At 62.8% G+C, this 19,790-nt stretch carries 15 protein-coding genes and 2 pseudogenes; 4 read left to right on the top strand and 13 right to left on the bottom strand.

Annotation, left to right across the window (positions count from 1 at the left end):
• Positions 1 to 57: 57 nt before the first annotated feature.
• A pseudogene (locus NKI35_RS23910) lies at positions 58 to 818 on the top strand (GntR family transcriptional regulator).
• Positions 819 to 1,020: 202 nt separating this feature from the next.
• Complete coding sequence (gene lexA, locus NKI35_RS23905; RefSeq protein WP_023724387.1) at positions 1,021 to 1,803, top strand: transcriptional repressor LexA; 783 nt, start codon at positions 1,021 to 1,023, stop codon at positions 1,801 to 1,803.
• Here lexA and NKI35_RS23900 read toward each other — a convergent pair.
• Both NKI35_RS23900 and arr read right to left on the bottom strand, forming a co-directional pair.
• Positions 1,797 to 4,249 (bottom strand): annotated as a pseudogene (locus NKI35_RS23900) (ComEC/Rec2 family competence protein). The gene lexA and the pseudogene NKI35_RS23900 sit on opposite strands and share 7 nt — an antisense overlap.
• A 106-nt stretch (positions 4,250 to 4,355) precedes the next feature.
• Positions 4,356 to 4,772 (bottom strand): NAD(+)--rifampin ADP-ribosyltransferase, encoded by a 417-nt coding sequence (gene arr / locus NKI35_RS23895; RefSeq protein WP_023696562.1) that lies wholly within the window; start codon positions 4,770 to 4,772, stop codon positions 4,356 to 4,358.
• A gap of 463 nt (positions 4,773 to 5,235) precedes the next feature.
• Between arr and gltX the strand changes: the two genes are divergently transcribed.
• Both gltX and gltA read left to right on the top strand, forming a co-directional pair.
• On the top strand, positions 5,236 to 6,660 hold the full coding sequence (gene gltX, locus NKI35_RS23890; RefSeq protein ID WP_352741612.1) for a glutamate--tRNA ligase: 1,425 nt from the start codon (positions 5,236 to 5,238) through the stop codon (positions 6,658 to 6,660).
• 181 nt (positions 6,661 to 6,841) lie between these two features.
• Positions 6,842 to 8,173: a citrate synthase gene (gltA, locus tag NKI35_RS23885; RefSeq protein ID WP_023671037.1), complete on the top strand. Its 1,332-nt coding sequence runs from the start codon at positions 6,842 to 6,844 to the stop codon at positions 8,171 to 8,173.
• Between the two features lie 126 nt (positions 8,174 to 8,299).
• On the opposite strand, the gene lpxB is transcribed toward gltA, so the two are convergent.
• The 11 genes from lpxB to pyrH all read right to left on the bottom strand — a co-directional run bounded on the left by lpxB (position 8,300) and on the right by pyrH (position 19,612).
• Positions 8,300 to 9,478 carry a lipid-A-disaccharide synthase gene (lpxB, locus tag NKI35_RS23880; protein ID WP_352741611.1) on the bottom strand — a complete coding sequence of 393 codons (1,179 nt, stop codon included), beginning with the start codon at positions 9,476 to 9,478 and terminating at the stop codon, positions 8,300 to 8,302.
• Complete coding sequence (locus NKI35_RS23875) at positions 9,468 to 10,370, bottom strand: LpxI family protein (RefSeq protein ID WP_023700726.1); 903 nt, start codon at positions 10,368 to 10,370, stop codon at positions 9,468 to 9,470. Before NKI35_RS23875 ends, lpxB begins: the two co-directional genes overlap by 11 nt.
• Positions 10,357 to 11,190: an acyl-ACP--UDP-N-acetylglucosamine O-acyltransferase gene (lpxA, locus tag NKI35_RS23870; protein WP_023706235.1), complete on the bottom strand. Its 834-nt coding sequence runs from the start codon at positions 11,188 to 11,190 to the stop codon at positions 10,357 to 10,359. Before lpxA ends, NKI35_RS23875 begins: the two co-directional genes overlap by 14 nt.
• A gap of 15 nt (positions 11,191 to 11,205) precedes the next feature.
• Positions 11,206 to 11,658 (bottom strand): 3-hydroxyacyl-ACP dehydratase FabZ, encoded by a 453-nt coding sequence (gene fabZ / locus NKI35_RS23865; protein WP_023684696.1) that lies wholly within the window; start codon positions 11,656 to 11,658, stop codon positions 11,206 to 11,208.
• A gap of 1 nt (position 11,659) precedes the next feature.
• Positions 11,660 to 12,718 (bottom strand): UDP-3-O-(3-hydroxymyristoyl)glucosamine N-acyltransferase, encoded by a 1,059-nt coding sequence (gene lpxD / locus NKI35_RS23860; protein WP_023671032.1) that lies wholly within the window; start codon positions 12,716 to 12,718, stop codon positions 11,660 to 11,662.
• A gap of 77 nt (positions 12,719 to 12,795) precedes the next feature.
• On the bottom strand, positions 12,796 to 15,189 hold the full coding sequence (bamA, locus tag NKI35_RS23855; RefSeq protein ID WP_031243392.1) for an outer membrane protein assembly factor BamA: 2,394 nt from the start codon (positions 15,187 to 15,189) through the stop codon (positions 12,796 to 12,798).
• A 217-nt stretch (positions 15,190 to 15,406) separates the two neighbouring features.
• On the bottom strand, positions 15,407 to 16,549 hold the full coding sequence (gene rseP, locus NKI35_RS23850; RefSeq protein ID WP_023688578.1) for an RIP metalloprotease RseP: 1,143 nt from the start codon (positions 16,547 to 16,549) through the stop codon (positions 15,407 to 15,409).
• A gap of 103 nt (positions 16,550 to 16,652) precedes the next feature.
• On the bottom strand, positions 16,653 to 17,468 hold the full coding sequence (locus NKI35_RS23845; RefSeq protein ID WP_352741610.1) for a phosphatidate cytidylyltransferase: 816 nt from the start codon (positions 17,466 to 17,468) through the stop codon (positions 16,653 to 16,655).
• A gap of 11 nt (positions 17,469 to 17,479) precedes the next feature.
• Positions 17,480 to 18,202 carry an isoprenyl transferase gene (locus NKI35_RS23840; protein WP_023748403.1) on the bottom strand — a complete coding sequence of 241 codons (723 nt, stop codon included), beginning with the start codon at positions 18,200 to 18,202 and terminating at the stop codon, positions 17,480 to 17,482.
• Positions 18,203 to 18,233: 31 nt separating this feature from the next.
• Complete coding sequence (frr, locus tag NKI35_RS23835) at positions 18,234 to 18,788, bottom strand: ribosome recycling factor (RefSeq protein WP_023671027.1); 555 nt, start codon at positions 18,786 to 18,788, stop codon at positions 18,234 to 18,236.
• 101 nt (positions 18,789 to 18,889) lie between these two features.
• Positions 18,890 to 19,612, bottom strand: coding sequence for a UMP kinase (pyrH, locus tag NKI35_RS23830; protein ID WP_023671026.1), 723 nt, complete (start codon positions 19,610 to 19,612; stop codon positions 18,890 to 18,892).
• Positions 19,613 to 19,790 lie beyond the last annotated feature (178 nt).

Raw genomic sequence — 19,790 nt, 5'->3', positions numbered from 1 at the left:
ACTGAAAGGCTTTGATATATAATGATCCGCCCGAGCGTTTATGTCTGATGGATCACGATGCTGGATGACGAGCAGACCTCGAAGACGGAAGTGGCCTATCGCCTGCTCAGGCGCGATATTCTTGCGACCCGGCTGGCGCCTGCCGCGCCGTTGAAGCTGAGCACGCTGCGCAACACCTACGGCATCGGCTGGACGCCGTTGCGCGAGGCGCTGTCGCGGCTGGAGGCGGAACGGCTTGTGACCGCCATCAGCAACCGCGGGTTTGCGGTCGCTCCCGTCTCTCGGGCGGAGCTCGAGGATTTGGCGCGTGCGCGGCTGGTGGTCGAACTGCCCCTGCTGGTGGAATCGATCGAGAAGGGCGACCGTGAGTGGGAAGACGCGGTCGTTGCCGCCCACTATCGTCTCTCACGGTGCGGGTCTGTTCTCGACGATCGGATGATGCGGTCGACGCGTGGTACGAAAAACACGATGCCTTCCATGCGGCGCTGCTCAGTGCCGCGACATCCAGCTGGCTGCTGCGCTTCAATGCAACGATTTCCGACCAATTGCATCGCCATCACCGCTTTCTGGGTCTGGCCCCGACGCTGCGCGCCGCCGCCGGCCGCACGGACGGACACCGGAAGGCCGTGGCGGCCCTGCGCGACGCCGTGGCGATCGAACACCATACCGCCCTGATGGAAGCGGCCCTCGGTCGCGACGTCGAACGTGCGAAAACTCTGATGACCGCTCACATCGGCTACACGCTGCAGGTCTATGCCCAGAGCGAACCCGGCGCGGATGCTGCGCAGCCCCGTCCGAAAAGGAAGCGGCGATCGTAGCCGACGACGCAGGCACTTTGTCTTCGTTTCACCCCGTTGCCGGCAGTTGGGCAGGCGGCGCTCGCAGCGCCGAACGTTACGCTGAACAAAACGTCAACACATTCATTAAACTTTAAAAGGTTGCGGAACACAACTGGAACAGATAGTGTTTGTTCTGGGTTTGTTTTTTCCGATTCTGGTTTCAGAACCCTTGGGGGCCGCGATGCTGACGCGCAAACAACATGAGCTTCTGATGTTCATCCATGAACGCCTGAAGGAGAGCGGAATCCCGCCGTCCTTCGATGAGATGAAGGAAGCGCTTGACCTCGCCTCCAAGTCCGGCATCCACCGCCTGATCACGGCGCTTGAGGAGCGCGGTTTCATTCGCCGGCTGCCGAACCGGGCGCGCGCGCTGGAAGTGCTGCGGCTGCCCGACTCGATCGCACCAGGCCTCAATGCGGCGAGGAAGTTTTCGCCGAGCGTCATTCAGGGCAGTCTTGGTCAAACCGGCCAAGGGCAAGGCGGCCAAGGACAAGGCGCGATGGGCCAAGGCGGTCTCGGCCGCCAGATCAAGCCGGGCTCGCCGTCGCGTTCGATGTCGGCCGGCAATGACGATGCCGTTTCCGCGATTTCAATCCCGGTTATGGGACGCATCGCCGCCGGCGTGCCGATCGACGCCATCCAGCATCAGACCCATTCGATCTCGGTGCCGCCCGATATGATCATGGGCGGCGAACACTACGCGCTCGAGGTCAAGGGCGATTCGATGATCGAGGCCGGCATTTTCGATGGCGACACGGTCATCATCCGCAATGCCGACACAGCCAGCCCCGGCGAGATCGTGGTGGCGTTGGTCGACGATGAGGAAGCGACCCTGAAACGCTTCCGCCGCAAGGGCGCCTCGATCGCCCTGGAAGCCGCCAACCCGGCCTACGAGACCCGCATTTTTGGACCGGACAGGGTGAAGGTGCAGGGCAAGCTTGTCGGATTGATCCGGCGCTACTGAGCCGGCTTGGGTTTGTACTTTTCACGCTGGTTGTAAGGCGGCAGGCCGCGCGCGTCGCGGGAGAAGCGGCGTTGCTCGTGCCAGGGGCGATACGGCTTGTCGACGGCGAACCGGATGGTTGGCGCTGCCGCTGCCGATTGCGGATCGAAGAAGACGGCGGCGCTGCCGTCGCGGGCCAGCTGCTTCTTCGTCACGACCAGGACCAGCGGGTCGCGGCACGGATTGTAGGCGGTGGCGTCATCGATGACGATCAGGCTCGCGAAGGCACAGGCCGGCCGCGCCGTCTTGCGGTCTTTCGCAAGGGCTACAATGGCTCCGGAAGGGTGTCGAGCGATACAGAGATCGCCGGTGCAATAGAAGGGCGAGCCGGGCGGCAGATCGAGCGGATCGAGATCGAACCGCGTATCTGTTGCCTCGAAAATCTCGGGCGGGACAATGGTTTCGGCCCGCAGCGCCCGTTTCCAATTGTCCGTGGTGAATTCGTTGGAGCGTTCGCGGTTGAGGGCGAGTTCGCCGCCACCGATCGGCATGGCCACCAAATGTGCGTCCTCGGATATGAGCACGTCGGGCGTAAGCACCTGCGGCACCGTCAACAGGCCGGCCAGCGCGAAAGGCACGGCCGCCAGCCTGAGCCAGGTGGTGGCCATGGTGGCGATGACGAGGGCGACCGCCACCAACAGCACCGAGCGGATGGAGATCAGCCCGACGGCGTCGACCGGCGAGCGCTCGGAAATCCAGGCCGATATAGCGATCATCGCCATCAGACCCTTGCCCATCACATAGAGGAACGGCCCGTCGGCGCCGAACGGCATCGCCAGTGCGCTGAGCACGGCAAAGGGCATGACGATCACCGAAACAATCGGCATCACGGCCAGATTGGCGATCAGGCTGAGCGGCGACACACGCTGAAAATGCCAAATGGCGAACAGCAAGGTTGCACTGCCGGCGATGATCGAGGTCATGGCGAGGCCGCCCATGGCCAGCGCGAATTTTCGCGACAGGAAGCCGACGAAGGAGCGCTTTGCCGACGGCGTTCTCACCTTGTCGGCGCGGTAATCGGCCCAGCCGGCATAGGCGCCGACAAGGGCGGCGGTGGCGGCAAACGACATCTGGAAGCTGGGACCGACCACCTCGTGCGGCGACACCAGGATGACGGCAATGGCGGAGATCGCCAGATTGCGCATGGTGAGTGCGGCGCGATCAAACAGCACGGCGACAAGCATGACCGCCAGCATGATGAAGCTGCGCTCGGCGGCAACCACGACGCCTGAAATAACGAGGCGGCGATCGAGACAAGCGCTGCCGCGGCCGCATATTTCTTCACCGGCCGGCGCGATGAGAAATCGGGAAACAGCGCAAAGGCGCCACGCAGCAACGCCATGATGGTGCCGGCAACCAGCGCCATGTGCAGGCCGGAGATGGAGATGATGTGGTAGATGCCGGTGCGCCGCATCGCTTCGTTGACCTCGTCCGGGATGCCGGCGCGCACCCCGACAATCAACGCCGCGGCAATCTCGCCTTCGGCGCCGCCGATCTTGCCCCTGATATGGTCGGCAATGTTTTCGCGCGCGTTCTCGATTGCCGAGGAGAGCCGCGCGGCCAGCGGCGGCGGTCCCTGCGTAGCAATGGTTTTCGGATTGCCGAGAAAGAAGCCGCTGCCGCCGATACCGGTGAAATAGCTGTCGAAGGAGAAATCGTAGCTCTCCGGCCGCACCGGACCGGTCGGCGGCAACAGCCTAGCATAGCCGGTGATCAGGGAGCCGGCGGTCATATCGGCGGGAACGGTCCGCGCCGAGAGCCTGACCCGCTCCGGGGCGTAGCGCAGCTTGGGGTAAGCGGTCGAAACCACGTCGAGCGTCAGCCTGATGCGCCCGCTCTCCATCTGTTCGAGACTGACGACGCGGCCGGTCAGCCGTGTCTGGATCTCGGAGCCGAGCATCTGCGTTCCGGCGCGCCAGGTCTCGACTTTGGCGGCGACGACGCCGAGCGCGCACAGCATCGCGGCCATGCAGAACAGATGCGTCCTCGGCCGCGATCGCGTGGCGACAGCGCAACATGTCGCCAGCACCACAATGGCGATTGGCTGCGCAAAGCCGGGCTCGCCGGCCAGCGAGAAATAAATGATGACGCCGGCCGCCAGGAAAACTGGCACCAGCAGGAAGGCGACGCCCCGGTCGAGCTCCGTGTTGGCGGCCACGGCAAGGCTGCGGCGGAGCGCGGGCCATGACGGACGGCGAAGCCGTCTGCGCAGAAGGGCGATAGATCCGGGCGCTGTGACTTGCGCCGGCAACGCGTGACCGGGCAGCGCAGGCGCTATGCCGGGATGCGGCTCAGGCAGCGCGAGGGGCAGCGGCTCGGCATAGGGACTATCGGCAAACAGCGAGCGTTCGCTGACGCTTGCCTCGGCGCCTTCGCCTTCCTTCGTGCCCCGGCCACGTCCAGCCATCGGGTCTGCCCCTTGCGCCCCAGACCTCCTATGCTACATGAACGCGCAAAGCGCGAAAGTCCGTGCGGTCGCGTCCACCGCGCCGGAATTGACCCGCCAAGGACGCTCAATCCTCAATCATATCCCGGCCCTCCGCCCTCAGGCGAGCAAGCCCATCGTGCATTGCCTTCAATTGTTCGGGTGTATGACCCTGCCATTCAGCGAGCTCCCCCAGGATGAGCAACGGATCACGGGAGCGGTAGGATTTCGTCGGATTACCGGGAAATTTTTTATCGGTCAGGTTAGGGTCATCCATAAAAAAACCCGTCGGCTTTACGATGTAAATCCTTTGACGACCGTCACCCGTTGCAAGCTCTGCTCCCCAGATGGCGGCTTCCAGTGTCTGGGTGAAATAGATCCATGACAGTGGTTTACCTCTGAAATTGGAAGGGTGGCCGACGCTCAGCAGATCCCCAGGTTTCAAATCCGCCCGGGTACCATGGTAGAACGGATCACCCTCCGTATGGTCGGCGTTTCTGGTCATCGGTAGTCCTTCTTTCAATCATTCCTCCTTCGTGGCGAGGCCGGACCGCACACCGTTGCCGTGTTCACGATAATGATTGCAGAAAGGTCAATATGCGTGACCAAGCCAACGCTGTCACGGCGGCGTTGTGTCGGGCAGTGCCGCATCCGTGAAGAAATGTCCGCTCGTCAGAGGGGGCTACCACCGTCGCAGCGATGTTCCAGGCACTGTGACGGGCGCTGCAGCCGAATGAAACCCAGACATTGACGCTGCTGCCAAATGAGGTTGCGCGGAGGTGCGAACAGATTTTTGTGCTACAAGGCTCCACCGCCAGTTGACGCAACCGATAATTGCCGACGTGCCCCCGGTCTCATCCAGCCATCGGGTCTGCCCCTTGCGCCCCAGACCTCCTATGCTACATGAACGCGCAAAGCGCGAAAGTCCGCGCGATCACGCCCCGTTTCCAAGGCTTCCCGAGAGTTCCATGTCCGACACGGTCGTCACCCGTTTTGCCCCCTCGCCCACCGGTTATCTGCATATCGGCGGCGCGCGCACGGCGCTGTTCAACTGGCTGTACGCCAAGCACAACGGCGGCACGATGGTGCTGCGCATCGAGGACACCGACCGCGAACGCTTCAACGAGGCGGCGACACAGGCCATTCTGGATGGGCTGACCTGGCTCGGCCTTTCCTGGGACGGTGATGCCATATCGCAGTTCGAGCGCGCGCCGCGCCACCGTGAGGTGGCCGAGGAGCTGGTGCGCCTGGGCAAGGCCTATTACAGCTACGAGACGCCTGCCGAGCTCGAGGCGATGCGCGAGGCCGCACGCGCCAAGGGTTTGCCGCCGCGCTACAACGGCCAGTGGCGCGATCGTGCCCCCTCGGAGGCGCCTCCCGGCGTCAAGGGCGCCATCCGCATCAAGGCGCCGACCGAGGGCGAAACCGTGGTGCACGACCGTGTGCAGGGCGAGGTGCGCTTCCCCAACAAGGACCTCGACGATTTCATCATTCTGCGCTCGGACGGCAATCCGACCTACATGCATGCCGTCGTCGTCGACGACCATGACATGGGCGTCACCCACATCATCCGTGGCGACGACCATCTGACCAACGCCGCGCGCCAGACGGTGATCTACAACGCCATGGGCTGGGACGTCCCGTCGATGTCGCATATCCCGCTGATCCACGGCGCCGACGGCGCCAAGCTGTCGAAGCGGCACGGCGCACTCGGTGTCGAGGCTTATCGCGCCATGGGCTATCTGCCCGAGGCACTGCTCAACTATCTGGCAAGGCTCGGCTGGAGCCATGGCGACGACGAGATCATGTCGATCAAGGACATGATTTCGTGGTTCGACATCGGCGATGTCAACAAGGGTGCGGCGCGCTTCGACTTCGCCAAGCTCGAGTCGATCAACGGCGCGCATATGCGCAAGATGGCCGATGCCGAGCTGTTCGACATTTTCGTCGCCACTCTGCCATACCTGGAAAGCGGACCGGCTATCGCCGCCCGTCTCGACGACCCCAGGAAGGCGCAGCTGCTGGCTGCCTTGCCGGGCCTGAAAGAGCGCGCCAAGACGCTGGTGGAACTGGCCGATGGCGCGGCCTTCCTGTTCGTCGAGCGGCCGCTGCCGATCGACGAGAAGGCGGCAGCACTGCTCAGTGCCGACGCGCGCGCGATCCTGCGCGGCGCACATGCCGCTTTGCAGACTGTTTCGGGCGATTGGTCGGCTGCCGCGGCTGAAGCCGCGGTGCGCGAGTTCGCAGCGGCCGGCGGCCACAAGCTCGGCGCCGTGGCCCAACCGCTCCGGGCGGCCCTTACCGGCCGTAGCACCTCGCCCGGCGTGTTCGACGTGCTTGCCGTGCTTGGCCGCGAGGAAAGCCTGGCGCGGATTGCGGATCAAATCGATTAGGAGCGAGCTGGCCCAAAAAGATTGGCATTGAAAGGCGGGTTTCGCAGTGCAACATTAGGCCTTGGCCCAATCAGGCACGCACCTCCCAAAATGCGGTGGCGAGTTCGCGCATTCCGGTGATTTCGACGTGTCGTTTGCAGGAATTGCCTTGCCGGCATGAGGAACATGAAGGAGTTTGAGAATGAGCGAAGCTGCGACAAGACTGGAAACCGGCAGCAAGACGACGCACCCGTCGACTGCCACGCTCGAACTGGCCGGCAAGACGCATGAATTCAAGGTGCGAAGCGGGTCGGTCGGGCCCGACGTCATCGACATCGGTGCGCTCTACAACACCACCGGCGCCTTCACCTACGATCCAGGCTTCACTTCGACGGCGAGCTGCGAGTCGGCGATAACCTTCATCGACGGCGATGCCGGCATCCTGCTTCACCGCGGCTATCCCATCGACCAGCTGGCCGAGCATGGCGACTTCCTCGAAGTCTGCTACCTCCTGCTCTACGGCGAACTGCCGACCAAGGCACAGAAGGACGATTTCGACTACCGGGTGACGCGCCACACCATGGTGCACGAGCAGATGTCGCGCTTCTTCACCGGCTTCCGCCGCGACGCGCATCCGATGGCTGTGATGTGCGGCGTGGTCGGCGCGCTGTCGGCCTTCTATCACGACTCCACCGACATTTCGGACCCGTATCAGCGCATGGTCGCCTCGATGCGGCTGATTGCCAAGATGCCGACGATTGCGGCCATGGCCTACAAATACCATATCGGCCAGCCCTTCATTTACCCGAAGAACGAGCTGAACTTCGCCGCCAACTTCCTGCATATGTGCTTTGCGGTTCCGTGCGAGGAATACAAGATCAATCCGGTGCTGGCGCGCGCCATGGAGCGCATCTTCATCCTGCATGCCGACCACGAGCAGAACGCCTCGACCTCGACCGTGCGGCTTGCAGGCTCGTCGGGCGCCAATCCGTTCGCCTGCATCGCCGCCGGCATCGCCTGCCTGTGGGGCCCGGCGCATGGCGGCGCCAATGAGGCGGCGCTCAACATGCTGGGAGAAATCGGCCATGTCGACCACATCCCGGAATTCATCGCCCGCGCCAAGGACAAGAACGATCCGTTCCGGCTGATGGGCTTCGGCCATCGCGTCTACAAGAACTACGATCCTCGTGCGAAAATCATGCAGAAGACGGCGCATGAGGTGCTCGGCGAACTCGGCATCAAGGACGATCCGCTGCTCGACATCGCCATGGAGCTGGAAAAGATCGCGCTGACCGATTCCTACTTCATCGAAAAGAAGCTCTATCCGAACGTCGATTTCTATTCCGGCATCACGCTGAAGGCGCTGGGCTTCCCCACCACCATGTTCACCGTGCTGTTCGCGGTCGCCCGCACCGTCGGCTGGATCGCGCAGTGGAAGGAAATGATCGAGGACCCGCACCAGAAGATCGGCCGCCCGCGCCAGCTCTATACCGGCGCCCCGGAACGCGACTACGTGCCGATTGCGAAAAGGTGAAAGAGAGTGAATGGTGAATGGTAAGTAGTGAATAGCAGGTAGTAAGTAGCAGGTAGTAAGTAGCACCTTGATTATAGTCGAGAGTGCGTTAATCCTATTCACTATTCACTATTCACTATTCACTCGCTAAGCCCTATTCGCTCTCCCGATGTGGCGAAGAACGACATCGGCGGCGATGTCGCCGGAGGGCCTGTCGGTGGCCATGCGTCTGGCAACCTCGCCAAAGCCGTCCTTTTGCCAAGCGCGGTAGGCGGTGTCTGAAAACAGTGCCTCGAGCTGCCGCGCCAGATAGTGCGGCCGCACATACTGGTTGTAGCTTTCCGGCACGACCGGCCGGTCGGTAATAAGGTTGGGCAAAGCAGCGCTCCACACCGTGATTAGGCTCTGCGCCATCAGCATGATCGGATCGAACTTGTAGCAAGAGATCATCGGTACACCCGACAACGCCAGTTCCAGCGACACCGTTCCTGACGCGATCAGCGCCGCATCGGCCTTGCCGAAGGCCTGCCACTTGCGCTCGGGATCGAGGATGACTTCCGGCTCCTGATCCCAGCGCGCCACCGATGTTTTGACCGGTTCGGCGACATGCGGCACCGTCGGCAGCAACAGCCGCAGCCGGTGGCCACGCGCGCGCAGCGCCGACACCGTCTCGCCGAACGGACCGATAAGCCGGCTCACCTCGCCGCGCCGCGACCCTGGCAGGATGAGCAGCGTCTTGACGTGATCGGCCGAGAGATCGCGTGGCTGGGCTTGCGCCCTGGCCGCGCCCAGCACGCCTGGATCATGCGTGAGGCGATGTCCGACGTAAGTGCCGGGCGGGCCGCCGAGACGGCTGAGCTCCTTTACCTCGAAAGGCAGGATGCACAGTATGTGGTCGACATAGGGCTTCATCGCGGCCGCCCTACCCGGCCGCCACGCCCAGACGCTCGGGCAGACATAATGGACGATCGGGATCGACGGATCGGCGGCGCGGATCTTTTTGGCGACGCGCAGCGAGAAATCGGGGCTGTCGATGGTGATCAGACAGTCGGGTTTTTCGGCGGCGACAGCACTTGCCGTCTGGCTGATCCGCCGCATCAGGCGCGGCAAGTCACGCAGGATGGCGCTGAGCCCCATCAGCGCGATCTCGGCGCCGTCGAACAGCGGCGCCAGTCCGAGCGCCTGCAGGTGCCGCCCGCCAGTGCCGACGAGTTGCACCTCGCGCCCGGTCATGCGCTTCAGCGCCTGCACGATGTCGGCGCCCAGCAGGTCGCCGGATTCTTCGCCGGCGACGATGGCAATCTTCAGCGGCTTCTCAGCTGCCATGGACAGACTCCGCAGCCGGCAGGCCGAACACGAACAGGCCGAGCGCATTGGCGCGCGCGACAACGGCGGGGCCTTCGAGGATGAGCGAACGGCCGGCTTCGACGGCGATGCCGGCGAGCCCCGCGGCATGCGCCGCCTCGACGGTCCGGGGGCCGATAGATGGCAGATCGGCACGCAATTCCTGGCCAGGCTTGGCGCATTTGACCAGGACACCGCGCGTCTTGCCGGCCAGCCTGCCATGGCCGCGCAACTGCTGCGTCCGCTCGAGCAGTCCGTGGGTGCCCTCGACGCCTTCCAGGGCAACAGTGCGGCCACCGATGGCAATTGCCGCCTGACCAATGTCGAGCGCGCCGATGGCCTTTGCCGCCGCGTGTGCCGCCTCGATATCGCGCCAGTCGGACTTTCGCGGCACTGCTTTGGTCAGCGGCCCTTCGGCCGCGACGAGCCGGGGCACGACTTCATGCGCACCGACAACCTTGACGCCCCGTGCCTCCAGGCCGCGGGTCAATATCTTCAACAGCCCGTCATCGCCGCGGGCAAGCGCCATGGCGAGCGAGGGTATAAGTGCCAGTAGCCCAAGGTTCGGACGCATGTCGACCAACCGCGGCCTGCGCCTGATCTCGCCGGCAAGCACAAGATGGGTGATCCGCCGGCGCCTCAGCAACGCAACCAGCGAGCCGATGTCTTCCAGCGCAAGGCTTTCATGCTCATAGATTGTGAGGTCGGACTGACGGTCGGCCTGACCTTCGACCAGGATGATGACGGGCGGATGTCCGGCCTCCGCCAGGCCGGCGGCAACTTCGACCGGCAAGCTACCGCCGCCGGCAATGATGCCGACCCTGGCGTCCGGCGCAAGATCGAGGCCCGTTGAAGTGGCCTCAGCCTTCGTCATCGGCATCGTCGCCGTCGCCACCCTTAAGCGACGGGACGGCAAAATGCCGCTTGCCGCGACTGGTGATGAAATCGATGATTTTCATGGCCGTCGGCGACGACGCAAACTCGGCCTTGGCGAATTCGATGTTCTCGCCGACAGTGCGGGAGCGGTCGAAGATGGTCTTGTAAGCCTTGCGCAGCAGGTAGATTTCGGCGCGCGGCAACCCGGCGCGCTTCAGGCCGATGATGTTGAGTCCACGCAGGCTGGCGCGATTGCCCACCGCAATGGCGTAGGGAATGACATCGCCGACAAAAGCCGAGCAGCCGCCGAGAAAGGCGTTGTCACCAACACGCACGAACTGATGAACGGCGCTGAGGCCGCCAATATAGACGCTGTCACCGACCTCGCAATGGCCGCCCAGGGTCGCGCCATTGGCGAAGGTGGCGTTTTTGCCCACGACGCAATCGTGAGCGATGTGGGCATAGGCAAGGAAATTGCCGTTGTCGCCGACGGTCGTCTCGCCGCGGCTGGAATCGGTGCCGAGATGCATGGTCACGCCTTCGCGGATCGTGCAGTTCTGGCCGATGACCAAAGTGGTGCGGCCGCCCTTGTGCTTGGTGTTCTGCGGCGGTCCGCCCAGTGTCGCCATTGGATAGACCTTGGTCGCGGCGCCAATGGTTGTCGCGCCCAGCACCGAGACATGGCTGACCAGTTCGACGCGGTCACCGATCACGGCGTCAGCGCCGACATAGCAGAAAGGTCCTATTGCGGCGCCTTCGCCGATCTGCGCGCCGGCCTCGATGACGGCCGAGGGGTGGATTGAAGTCTGTATTTTCATGAGCATTTCGAACCGTCAGCCGGTAACCATCATTGCCGAGATCTCGGCTTCGGCGGCCTTTGTGCCCTCCACCATGGCCTCGCAGGCGAATTTGAGCAGGTTGCCGCGCATCTTGATTTTCTTGACGTGGATCTTCAACTGGTCGCCTGGGACGACCGGTTTGCGGAATTTCGCGTTGTCGATGGTCAGGAAATAGACCAGCGACGGCTTTTCCGTGTTGAGGTTACGGATGCAGATCGCGCCGGCGGTCTGCGCCATGGCCTCGACGATGAGCACGCCCGGCATCACCGGCTGGTCCGGGAAATGGCCCTGGAAATGCGGCTCATTGATGGTCACGTTCTTGATGCCGATGGCAGAATCATTGCCGTCGATTTCGATGATGCGGTCGATCATCAGGAAGGGATAGCGATGCGGCAAAAGCTTCATCAACCCCAATATATCGACCGCTTCGAGCGTCGCCGGCACCATCTCAGCTACTTCCCCCTTCGCCCTGCTTGCGCGTCCTGGCGAGCTTCCTCAGCATGGCGATCTCGCGCATGGCTTCCGCCATCGGCTGCGCCGGATAGCCTCCCCAGATCTCGCCCGCCGGCACGTTGCTCATGAACCCGCTTCTTGCAGCAAGCTTGGCCCCTGATCCGATGGTCAAATGATCGGCAAGGCCAACGCCGCCGCCCATGGTGACACCGTCGCCGACGGTGACGGAGCCGGAAATACCAGAGAGCCCGGCAATAATGCAATTGCGGCCGATGCGAACGTTATGGGCGATCTGCACCAGATTGTCGATCTTGGTCCCCTGACCGATGACCGTATCCGACATGGCGCCGCGATCGACGGTCGTGTTCGAGCCGATTTCGACATCGTCCTGAATGATGACGCGGCCGACCTGCGGCACACGCTCAGGGCCTTTGGCGCCGCCGACAAAGCCGAAGCCGTCCTGGCCGATCCTGGCGCCGCCATGAATGATGACGCGGTTGCCGATCAGCGCGTACTGGACGCTGACACCTGGTCCGATATAGCCGTCGCGGCCGATCTGGCATGACGGACCGATAACGGCGTGGGGGGCAATGACCGTTCCGCTGCCGATGGAAGCACGCGGGCCGACGACGGCTCCGGCCTCGATGATCGCGCCTGCCTCGATATGCGCCGTGGTATCGACATGAGCTTGCGGCGAGACCCCGGTTTCGCTGGTCATCGGTCCCGGCGTAGCCGCTGTCGGGAACAGCAGCCGGCCGATCATGGCGAAGGCCTGCTGCGGGCGCGGATGCACCAGAACCGCAATGCCGGCCGGCGCCTTGCCGGCGAACTCGGCGGGACAAAACACGGCCGCCGCCTTCAGCGACTGCATCAGCGCGAAATTGCGCTTGCCGTCGACGAAGACGAGCGCACCCTCGCCGCCTTCGTTGGCTGGCGCCAACGCATCGATCGATATGTGGGCAAGATCGGAATCGACAAGCGATGCGCCGGTCAGATTCGCGACTTCGCCGGCCGTATACCGGCGTGATGGCGCGAAGAACACCGGATCGGTCATTCCAGAAGCAATATCCAGCTAGGTCGGATCAATTCTCTTCCGGACCCCAACGGCCCGGAAGCATCGTTACCGCAAGATCAGAAGCGGCTCGACATGCCGAAGTTGAATTCCTGCACGTCGTCGGTCTTTTCCTTCTTGATGGGCATCGCGTAGTCAATGCGGATCGGGCCAAAAGGCGATGACCACAGCAAGCCGACACCAACCGAAGCGCGCAACTCTAGATCAGTTGAAGCTTGAGTAACCCCGGCGACGTTTATCTTGCTGCCGTACAGTGTGGCGGCATCAGCAAACACAGCGCCGCGCACACCAAAGCTTTCCGGAATGACCGGTATCGGGAATTGAGCTTCGGCCGACGCATTGAAATAGGTGGTGCCGCCGAGGTGGTCACCCGTTGCAATATCCGCGGGGCCGATACCACCATACTCGAAGCCGCGGATCATGCGGTCGCTGCTCTGGAACTGATCGAAGATACGCAGGCCGTTGTCGCCATAGCCCGCGATATGGCCAGCACCGCCTGAGATCAGGCCGACCAGATCCAGTTGTTCGGACAACGTCTGGTAGACAGTGCCACGACCGGTAACCTTTACGAATTTGGCATCGCCACCAAGGCCGGCCACTTCCATGGTCGTGGTGGCGTAGATGCCTTCATGCGGGCTCTTCATGTCGTCGATGGTGTTGTAGACCAGCCCAAGGCTGACCGACGACTTGATCCAAGGGCTCTCATCAATTCCCTGGACGATTGCCGCAGATACGTTGCAGTCCGCGTCGGGAATCCCGTCGCCAGGGGCGTTGCCCGGGATGGCAGGATTGTTATCGCAACCGTCGTCGAGCTTGTACTTCTCCTGGGCGATATTGTACGCCAACTGCGTCGAGATGTTGTCGGTGATCGGCAGGCCGAAGCGCACCGTCGCACCCAGCGTCTCGCTGTCATAGTGGTCGTAGTTGCGCGTCTGCTGGAAGATATCGAAGCCGGCGGCGATACGGCGCCCGAGGAAATAGGGTTCGGTGAAGGACAGGCTGTAGTCCCGCGAATTCTTGCCACCACCCGCCGAAACCTTGATGTACTGGCCGCGACCGAGGAAGTTGCGCTCCGCGACCGAACCTTCGACGGACGGACCGGCAGTGTCGCCACCTGTCGAATAACCTGCGCCAACCGAGAACTCGCCGGTCGATTTCTCGACCACGTCGACCACGAGCACGACCTGGTCTGGCTCGGAACCCGGGACAGTCGAAACGTCGACTTTCTCAAAGTAGTCTAGCTTTTCCAGCCGCTTCTTCGCGCGCTGGATGAGTACCTGGTTGAAGGCGTCGCCTTCGCTGACATCGAACTCACGACGAATGACATAGTCGCGTGTGCGGTCGTTGCCGCGGATTTCGATGCGCTCGATATAGGCCTTGGTGCCCTGGTCGATCGTATACACGACCGAAATGGTGTGGTTCTCGAAGTTGCGATCACCGCGCGGCGTCACCTGAGCGAAGGCATAGCCCGAACCCGCGACCTTTTCGGTCAGCGCGATGATGGTGTCCTCGACATCCTTGGCGTTGTAGACGTCGCCCTTGTGGGTCTGAACCACCGATTCCAGCGCCTTCGAGTCGACTTCGGGAATGGTGCTCTCGACGCTGACGTCGCCGAACGTATAGCGGTCGCCTTCCTGGACGGTGATGGTAACGGTGTACTGGTTGGTCGTGTCGTCGAGCTCGCCGACAGCTGAGACCACCTGGAAGTCGGCATAGCCGTGATTGTAATAGAAGCGGCGCAGCGATTCCTGGTCGGCGCGGAGCTTGTCCTCGTCATAGACGTCGTCACGCAGCACGAAGGACAGGAAGCTCGAGCGCTTGGTGGCGATGACGTCAGACAGGCGGCGGCTCGAATAGGCGCTGTTGCCGACGAAATTGACAGCGGCGATCTTGGTGCGGCCGCCTTCGTTGATGTTGAAGACCACGTTCACGCGGTTGTCGCCGAGATCCATGATCTGCGTCGTGACAGCGGCGTCATCGCGGCCAATTCGCCTGTAGGCAGCCTTCACCGCCTCGACATCGGAGTCCAGCGTTGCCTGCGAAAACGTCCCGCGCGGCTTCAACTGCACGGCGACTGCCAGCGCATTGTCCTTGAGCTTCTTGTTGCCCTGGAACAGAACCTGGTTGACGACCTGATATTCGGCAACCTTGACCACCAGCGTCGAACCGACCTGATTGATCTGCACGTCCGAGAACAGCCCGGTACCGAACAGCGCCTTGACCGCATCGTCGATATCGGCGCTGGAAAACGCCTTGCCCGGCTTGATCGTGATGTAGTTGCGGATGGTGTCGGCGTCGACACGCTGGTTGCCGCTGACCTCGACTCTCGAGACAACGGCTGCCTGCGCCGCAGATGTGGCAACGAACTGCACGGCGAGCGCACCTGGTACAACCAGAGCGGCGGACATAGCCACCGCGGACGCGGCGCTCAAAAATTTGGATGCTGCCTTCATCGGGCTTTTGTACCTTTTCTCGAAGTCCCCACGGCGAGAAAACCGGACGTGCGGTAATTTCTCCTACCGTATTAACCGGATTTTCCCTACACGCAAGGCTTCTGGTTAATTTGTAATTACTTAACCCTGATGCGTGGCTTTCGCGTCACGCATACCCCCGTGCATGGTAAACGGCGTCTCAACATTGCCGGTGCTGAAGCCAAATTTCTTCATGATTTCAGCACCCAAACAGATCGTTCCAGAAGACGAAGCCCATAAATCCCAGCACCAGAAAGAGGCCGGCCCGGTATCCCATTTCCATCATCCGCTCCGATACCGGACGCCGGAAAACGGCTTCGAGTGCGTAGAACAGGAGGTGGCCGCCGTCGAGGGGGGGAATCGGCAAAAGGTTCAGAATTCCGATCCCGACCGACAGTCCGGCGACGAGCTGCACCAGCCACAGGAAGCCCAGCTTTGCCGCCTGCCCCGACATCTTGGCGATCTTGATGGGGCCGCCCAGCTGGCATTTGTCTTCGCGGCCGACAACGAATCGCTGCAGGAACTGGCCGGTGCGCTGAATGACGTGCCCCGTCTCCTCGACCGCGGCGCCGACTGCTCCGACAGGGCTGTAGGTGATCAGCCTGGGCTGGCCGACATCCTTGTTGTTGACGACGCCGATGACGGCCACCTTGACCTTGTTGCCCAGCGCGTCCAGCTGCTCCATCGGCTCCGGCGTCGCGACGACGGTGACCTCCTTGCCGTCGCGCAACATGGTGAAGGTGATGGCGTCGCCGCCGCGGCCTGAGACCAGGCGTTGGACGTCGGCGAAGGTCTCAACCTTGCTGCCGTCGACGGCGACGAATCGGTCGCCTGGCAAAATGCCGGCCCTTTCGGCTGGACTGCCGGCGGTGACCGCCGCCACCATCGGCTCAAACACAGGGCGGCCATAGAGGGAAAACAGCACGGCAAAGACGGCAATGGTCAAAAGGAAGTTGAACAACGGTCCGGCCACCACCGTGGCGGCGCGTTTCCAGATGGGTTGCGTGTGGAAGGCGACCTTGCGTTCAGCGTCAGTCAGCGTTTCCAGATCTTCCGAACTCGGCTGGCTCGACGTGGCGCTCATGTCGCCGACGAATTTGACATAACCGCCGAGCGGTATGGCGCAGAGCTTCCAGCGCGTGCCGTGGCTGTCGTTGAAGCCGAGAAGTTCGGGGCCGAAGCCGATCGAAAAGGCCTTCACGCCAATGCCGCACCAGCGGCCGACGAGGTAATGTCCCATTTCGTGAATGAAGACGACCACGGTCAGCACGAACAGAAACGGCACCAGCGTGCCGAGGACAAAGCCTTCCGTGCTGAAAAACGCGTGAAGAATTTCGTTCAAGTCATGCCCTCAAATTCACCCGCGGCGAAAGGTGTCGCCGCGACTGTGACATCAATCCAGGCGAATCCGTGGCGTGCGCCATTTCTTCGCCGTGAAATATCACTCAAGCCGGAAACAGTCCCCGCGCCGGATGATCGGCGCCCGCCGAAATCCAGCCGATCACGTATAGGGCAAAAGCCGCCGCGACAAGCCCGTCCACCCTGTCCATGACACCGCCATGCCCGGGTATCAACGCGCTTGAATCCTTGCGGCCGTGGCGGCGCTTGACCCAGGATTCGAAGAGATCGCCAACCTGGGCAACAATCGACAGCACCAGCGCAACCAAGGCGAGGACGCCAAGATTGCCGGCCCCGACGGCGGCAGCCAGAAGCGCGCCGGCGGCCACGCCGCCGACAGCACCGCCAAGCGCGCCGCTCTGCGTCTTGCCGGGGGATATAGATGGGGCGAGCTTGGGCCCGCCGACAGCACGGCCGACGAAATAGGCAAAGATGTCGGTCGCCCAGACCACGGCGAACAGAAACAGGATTGCGACCAGGCCGGGATGGTCGCCGCCGCGCAGCAGCGCCAGCGATAAGCCGGACAAAGCCGCGTAGGCAAGACCGGCTGCATCCCATTGCGCCGCTCCACGCATAAGGGCGCCGACAGCAGCGACCACAACCATGGCCAGGACAAGAGACAGAAGCCACGATGCCGGCACGCCTGCAACCAGGGCGACGAAGAAAACCAGAAGCAGCGCTTCGGGAATGAAGCCGAGGGTCGCACCGGCCAAGGGGCGCGACATGCGCGCCCATTCATAGAAGATGACCGCCGATATCCCGGCGCAAAGCAGGCGGAACCACAGCCCTCCCAACCAGGTCAGGCCAAGCGCTATTGCGGCCAGCACCAGCGCCGAGACGATGCGAAGCTGAAGATTGTTCATCCCGCCGCCGATCACGAGGCAGCGACATCTTGAGCGGCAAGCCCGCCAAAACGGCGCTCGCGGCCAGCAAAATCGCGCAATGCGTCGGCCAGGTGTTCGCGGCTGAAGTCAGGCCAGTAGCAAGGCAGAAAAACCAGTTCGCTGTAGGCTGCCTGCCACAGAAGGAAGTTCGACAGCCGAAGCTCGCCACTGGTGCGGATGACCAGCTCCGGATCGGGAATGCCTGCGGTGTCGAGGGCGCCGGCAAAAGTGTCTGCCGTGATCGCCTCTGCGTCGATCTCGCCGCGCGCCACTGCGGCTGCGAGCTTGCGTGCCGTGCGCACGATCTCGTCGCGCCCGCCATAGTTGAAGGCGATGACCAAGGTCAGCGATTCATTGCGCGCAGTCAGCGATTCGGCCTCTTCGAGCAGGCCCCTGATGTCCGGCTGCAGCCCCGCCCTGTCACCGATGATCCTGACGCGCACGCCGTTCTGGTGCAGTTCGGCCAGATCGCGGCGGATGAACAGCTTCAAAAGCCCCATCAGGTCGCTGACTTCGGCCTTGGGCCGCGACCAGTTTTCCGACGAAAAGGCGTAGACGGTCAGGAAGGAAATGCCGAGACCGGGCGCGGCGCGCACCGTCTTGCGCAGCGCTTCGACGCCGGCGCGATGGCCGGCAAGCCGCGGCATGCCGCGCGCCTTGGCCCAGCGTCCGTTTCCATCCATGATGATCGCGACATGCGCGGGCGTTGCCATTGTCTCGCTTTCGGGCCGGTGTGGGCCGACCCTAGACCTGCATGATTTCAGCTTCCTTATCGGAAAGCAGGTGATCGATGGTGCTGATCGTTTCGTCGGTCAGCTTCTGGACCTGATCGGAGCGCTTGCGCTGGTCGTCCTCGCTGATGTCGCCGTCCTTTTCCGCCTTCTTCAAGAAGTCCATGCCGTCGCGACGGACATGGCGCACCGCAACGCGGGCGTTCTCGGCGTAGCCATGCGAAATCTTGACCAGTTCCTTGCGGCGCTGCTCGTTGAGCTCGGGCAGCGGAATTCTGAGATTGGTGCCGTCGACGATCGGATTGAAGCCGAGATTGGATTCTCTGATGGCACGGTCGACCGCGCCGACCATCGACTTGTCCCATACCGAAACCGAGATCATGCGCGGCTCCGGCACCGACACGTTCGCCACCTGGTTGATGGGCATGGTGGTGCCGTAGGCCTGGACCTGGATGGCGTCGAGCAGATTGCTGGAGGCACGGCCGGTGCGCAGCGAAGCCAGATCGTGCTTGAAGGCGGCGATCGCGCCATCCATGCGCCGCTTGAGGTCGTCGAACTCACCACTCATCTTAGTCTCCTCGACCCGTTTGATCCGGGTTCAGTGCTTAGGGCCTATATTCGGACCCGCTTTCGAAAACTGATCCCCTTTTTAGGAGAGTATACTCCGGGTCACTCGTCGGCGACGATCGTGCAACGGCCGCCGCCCCGCAGAATATCGCCGAAACCACCTTTTTCGTGGATCGAATAGACGATTATCGGGATGTTGTTTTCGCGCGCAAGTGCAATTGCGGCGGTATCCATGATCGATAAGCCCTTGTTGATGACTTCGGCATGGCTGATGCGCTCGAAGCGGGTCGCATTCGGATCCTTCTTGGGATCGGCCGAATAGACGCCGTCGACCTGGGTGCCCTTGAACAGCGCGTCGGCGCCGATCTCGGCGGCGCGCAAGGCCGCGGCCGAATCGGTGGTGAAGAACGGATTGCCGGTGCCGCCGGCGAAAATGACGACCTTGCCCTGGTTCATATAGGCGGTGGCCTGGCGCTGGGAAAAACTCTCGCAAAGTTCGGGCATGGCTATGGCCGATAGCACGACGGCGTCGACGCCGATCTTGTTCAGCGAGGTGCGCAGCGCCAGCGAGTTGATGACGGTGGCCAGCATGCCCATGTGGTCGCCGGTGACGCGGTCGCCGCCCTTGGATGCCACCGCCACGCCGCGAAAGATATTGCCGCCGCCAATGACGACGCCGACCTCGATACCAAGTGCGCGGGCTTCGGCGATGTCGGCGGCGATTCGGTCGACCACCGAGACATCGATGCCGAAATGCTGCTCGCCCATCAACGCTTCGCCCGACGCTTTCAGCAGGACACGTCGATAGAGGGGCTTTGCCGTCATCTGGACCTCGTCATTGTTGCGTGTGGCAGCCTGGGCAGGCCGCCCTCGCGCGGGCGCCGCCGCTGGCGCGATGCCGAGTTCCGATACACGAAGGGGGCCCCGCAGGAACCCGGCGCCCCGCGCCCCCATACCCCCTACCCCCGCGGCCCCGGAGTTGCTGGGGGTGCGAGCGGCGTGG

Source organism: Mesorhizobium sp. M0676 (assembly GCF_040320535.1).
In the GTDB taxonomy this organism is placed as follows: Bacteria; Pseudomonadota; Alphaproteobacteria; order Rhizobiales; family Rhizobiaceae; genus Mesorhizobium.
This window is presented reverse-complemented; position numbering and strand designations above follow the sequence as displayed.